5 protein-coding genes and 2 pseudogenes are annotated in these 4,206 nt (G+C 64.6%); 4 read left to right on the top strand and 3 right to left on the bottom strand.

Annotated features, from left to right (window positions below; all coding sequences use genetic code 11):
* Positions 1–333: pseudogene (locus tag VMD50_RS04560) on the top strand (type IV secretory system conjugative DNA transfer family protein); the annotation flags it as partial.
* Between the two features lie 115 nt (positions 334–448).
* Here the strand turns inward: VMD50_RS04560 and VMD50_RS04555 are convergent.
* The 3 genes from VMD50_RS04555 to VMD50_RS04545 all read right to left on the bottom strand — a co-directional run bounded on the left by VMD50_RS04555 (position 449) and on the right by VMD50_RS04545 (position 2,342).
* Positions 449–922, bottom strand: coding sequence for a hypothetical protein (locus tag VMD50_RS04555; protein ID WP_325425296.1), 474 nt, complete (start codon positions 920–922; stop codon positions 449–451).
* A gap of 147 nt (positions 923–1,069) precedes the next feature.
* A complete protein-coding gene (locus VMD50_RS04550; RefSeq protein ID WP_325425294.1) occupies positions 1,070–1,972 on the bottom strand; it encodes a hypothetical protein in 903 nt (300 codons plus the stop codon).
* Positions 1,953–2,342 carry a helix-turn-helix domain-containing protein gene (locus VMD50_RS04545; RefSeq protein WP_325425292.1) on the bottom strand — a complete coding sequence of 130 codons (390 nt, stop codon included), beginning with the start codon at positions 2,340–2,342 and terminating at the stop codon, positions 1,953–1,955. Before VMD50_RS04545 ends, VMD50_RS04550 begins: the two co-directional genes overlap by 20 nt.
* A gap of 147 nt (positions 2,343–2,489) precedes the next feature.
* On the opposite strand from VMD50_RS04545, the gene VMD50_RS04540 reads away from it, so the two are divergent.
* From VMD50_RS04540 to VMD50_RS04530, 3 genes and pseudogenes are all read left to right on the top strand, one after another.
* Positions 2,490–2,906 (top strand): hypothetical protein, encoded by a 417-nt coding sequence (locus VMD50_RS04540; RefSeq protein WP_325425290.1) that lies wholly within the window; start codon positions 2,490–2,492, stop codon positions 2,904–2,906.
* Between the two features lie 581 nt (positions 2,907–3,487).
* Positions 3,488–3,910, top strand: coding sequence for a hypothetical protein (locus VMD50_RS04535; RefSeq protein WP_325425288.1), 423 nt, complete (start codon positions 3,488–3,490; stop codon positions 3,908–3,910).
* Positions 3,910–4,206 (top strand): annotated as a pseudogene (locus VMD50_RS04530) (conjugal transfer protein); the annotation flags it as partial. The gene VMD50_RS04535 and the pseudogene VMD50_RS04530, both read left to right, overlap by 1 nt.

Genomic DNA, 4,206 nt, shown 5'->3' with positions numbered 1-4,206 from the left:
CGCGACATCTTCCCCGGCACACTGATCATGTACGGCGCACACGAACGCTATCTCCTTGAACAAGCCTCCCACTGGGCAGGATTGGCCACCCGCCGCACCGACACGTACGAATCCAGCAGCGGCAACCGTTCCCAGTCATCGCAATTCGGCCAAATGATCGACTGGCAAGAACTGCTCCCCCAAAACCGTGAAGAAGCCCAACTCCTGCGCATCGACCCCACCGGCAGGCAGCGAGGAAGCGCCAACGAACTTGTCCACATTCCCGACTGGAGCGAGTTCACCAAAATCTTCGACCAAGCCATCCAACGCCGCCTGGAAAAGAAACGCGGCTAATGCTGGCTCCCCTGGAACGCCGCCGGGCTTTTCCCGCTCAACCGCGAAATGCCCGGCGGCAGCATTTTCGCAGGCCTCCGAGGATATGACCTTACGTCTGCTGGGCCATGCAGCATCAAAAAAACCGGCTCTGACGGTTGACGTCACCGACCAAGTCGACCCGTTTACCCTCGAAACGGCCGTGTCCCGTCACCACGAAGGGCCGCACTTTCTTCGTAATTCGATGCTCAGCAAGGGCATCCCGAATGTCCCGTGCGTTGTACATGGCACTGGCGGTGCCACCCGGCGGCAGATCCATGTTCCCAATGGGGCGCCCCATGAAATCCTCGGGCACCGTAATGACCTGGTGGTTTGGCAGTTGAAATCCGAACTGCTGGACCTGCGTTCCGAGCCGCCCAGAGTTTCGCGCCTCTACGCCAATGAACCACACACCTTGGGGCCTTCCCGGACCGATTCCCTGGATCCGCACAACCTTGACCCGCGGGCCGTTGCGCCGCCACGAGACGACCTGCCAACCCAGCGACACCACGGACAGCACCAACGCGAACCCTGAGATACCAAGAGTCAGGATCACGGGTCCGGTCCACACGTGCTCAAGGGTATCCAGGGCGGATTCAGCAGCTTGAGGTGCAGCAGCGGTTGAACCAGCAGCGCACGAACCACGAAAGCCGCAGCCCAAATTGGTCCCAAGATGCAACTGGCCACCAGGCTCCGCGCGGGACTGATCTGTTCCGTGCTATCCGGAAATCGACGGCGAAAGGTGTTGTTGGCCAGCCCAAATCGTCGGCAAGTGCCCTGGACCGATACCCGTACTCCCGCTGATGCAGCCCGCCGCCGAAGCCAAGGCGTGCGACGAGCCGGTGGAGCCGAGCAACGGCGGGGGAGCGCTCAACAACGCGGAAAGGACCGCGTAGCAGTACCAAACGATCAGCACGACCGCGATGGTCGCCCCGCTGAGCATCGGAAACCATCGGATGCCCGCTGGTGTGCATCGCCGCGGCGTTTCCCTGGGCTTGCTCCCCGACGGTATCGGGTCCAACACCGTCGGCATCGAGACATACCCCGGCACCAAAATCAGATCGTCATCGACGTCGGCAGCCACCGGCGTTAGCGGCCACCAATCGGTTGATCCGTCGACAGCGAGCCAGCCTTCCAAAATCCCGTAGACGGCGGCGGCGAGGAAGGTCGCCGGGATCTGCGCAATCAACCACGGCACCACCAGTACCGACGAAAGGCTGCCAGAGGGATCGTAGAGCAGCGGCAGCGGCATCCCGCACAGCACGCCGGCCCACAGCAGCGCCGGAATCGGGTACGCCCGCAGCTTTTCGGGAATCACGGTGAGAATGCAGCTATAGACCGTGCGCCCAAGCAGCCAGCCCAGCGGTGCGGCCACCGCGCAGATCGTGACCATCATCGTTTCCAGCCCACCAGCTGACGTCGACGGGCTACGAAACACCAGCGCAGGAGTGACTTGGTCATCGTGGGGATCTGGGCGGGCACCCGCCCGCGCGCGGGCCTGGGAACGTAGCCTTTTCCCGAGCAGTTCAGCGCGGCGCTTCTGGAACAAGAAGATCCCCGCGTGCGCGGCAATCCAGGCGCGGCGCTGTTCGTCGAAGACCTCAGCCGGCACAATCGCCACCAGCCGAGGTCACCAACTCGTTAACCAAGCCGCGGACATCGGTCAGGAGCTCGCGGCATTCCTTGAGCATGCCGTCGACCGCACGCAGCACTGTCAGTACGTATGTATCCTCGGCGGAGCGTGGCAGGCGCGATTGCGGCGTGCCACCGTGGAGGATCGCCGCCGCCGATCCTGGTGTCCAGCCGAGCGACGCGTCGAGCCGCGCCAGCGTTGCCATCGAGACGGTCCTCGAGCCGCTGATCGCCTTGTGAAGGGTGGTCCGGTTAGGTCCGCCGCGGCGGGCCAACTCGTCGCGGGTCATCCGCAATACGGCGAGCCGCTCGCTGACGAAGTGGTCGAGCCGGGCCAAACCATGTTCAGGTGCATTCACGCCTACAAAAGTAGACATAGTGAGCTTAAGTCGTCCAGCGTTGTCGACAGAATAGTGCGTAGACCTCTACTGTAACGCCTAAAGACCAACATCAACGGTGGTCAGTGGGAAGGGGTCGACGTGAAAGTGTTTATCACAGCACTGGGCGTGATCGGCGCCGGCATCATGTTCGCCGTGTGGGCGCTGCTCGAGCTAGTCGCGCGGCTCGCGCCCCTGTTGATCGTTGCTGTCATCGCATGGGCGGTGGTCGCCACGATGCGTGCCCGTGGCCGCCGCGTCCGTGACGACAACCGTTTACAAGCACTATGGGCACAAACCCGGCGCCAAGACGCGGTTCGGCCGCTGACCCAACAACCGGTGGCCATGCCGCTGTCGCATGCACCCCACCGTGAACGCTTCTATCTCGTGCGCGGCGACGACGCCGGTTTTGCCGCGCACCGCGACGACGGCTACCTCAATGTCTGCGCGCCCGCACTACCACCGGCCGCGCTGCATCAGCCGCGTCTGCCCGCACGTCGGCGTCGCTGCCGTCGGCGTGCGACCCACCGGAGCACTCGCCCGTGAACCCGGTCACCGACGATCAAGACTGGTTGCGGGGCATTGGCGTGTCCACCGCCGGGCCAGACACTGGCCCGCAGTCGTCCTATGAGCCACACGCTGCCCCCGACGACGATGAGGTGCGCTCTTCGCACGGCAGCGATCGCGAACCGGATGAACCCGATGAGACCAACCACGCGGGCGGCGATGTTGCGGACCTCGACTTGCCATCCGACGATCCACCCGCCGACAGCAAGGCGCCGACTTCGTTGCCGCGGTTCACCCCGTGGGTCGCGGTCACTTTCGGCGTCGCAGCCGTTCTGGCCACCGTGGTGACGGTGGGCGCCGGTGTGCTCACTTCGCGCGACCCGCGGCCCCCGCAGCCGCCACCACACACCAGCACAGCTGCTCGTCCTCCCACGCCCGTCCCCCCAACATCGACCACGCCCGCAACCACCGACGCGCCTATCCCTTTCACCGCATCCGCTGACTGCCCGCCCGGATCCACGGCCGCCCAATCGCTAGCAGACCCGCAGGCACGCACACCGTGGATTTGCGCGCGACCAGTCGACGGCCAGGTTCTGACTATTGATCTCGGCCGTGCCTATGTGATCACCGCGGTCTCGATCGTCCCTGGCGCGGTCAACAAGACGGGCAGCGACGATCAGGGTGACCCGTGGCTGCAACACCGTGTGGTCAGCCGGGTGCAGTGGCAGTTCAACGACACCGACAAGACCATCAAGACCCAAAACACCGGCAACGTCCACGGCGAGGCCGTCATGCCCGTCCCCAACTTGCTGGCATCGGCGATCACGGTCATCATCCAAGAAACAAGCCGCCCACCCATGGTCGCGCCCACCACCACCCCGGCGCCGGGCCGGCAAGATAGCATTCTCGCTCCTATCCTTGGCGCGCCGCCCTCCCCGGATCAGCAGCCCCCCCTGCTTCCCGGCCAACCCCAACCGGCCGACCCCAGCGACGGCACCTTTGCCGTCAGCAGCATCAAAATCATTGGGCACAAGGCGATCTGATGCCAGTCTTGACTGACACCTGGAAATGCCGACTCAGTGGCGCTGCCCGCGGGGCGGGCCGGATCATCCCGGCAGTGCTCGTCGCCTCCGCCTCCATCGACGGGCTCGCGGTGGTGTGGCGCGCGGTGTTCCCGTCATCGCCACCGCCGATCGCGGCCATCGCCGGCCAGGTCGATCACCAGGCCGACCTGGCCAAAGGATTCGCAATCGACTGCGTCACAACATATCTGACGGCCAGCACCACCCAAGCCGCCAACCTGGGTCGCTGCTTTCCTCACCCCGACAAACTCTCCATG

Source organism: Mycobacterium sp., assembly GCF_035506235.1.
Taxonomy (GTDB): domain Bacteria; phylum Actinomycetota; class Actinomycetes; order Mycobacteriales; family Mycobacteriaceae; genus Mycobacterium.
The sequence above is the reverse complement of the archived record's forward strand: the minus strand, read 5'-3'. Positions and strand labels throughout refer to the sequence as shown.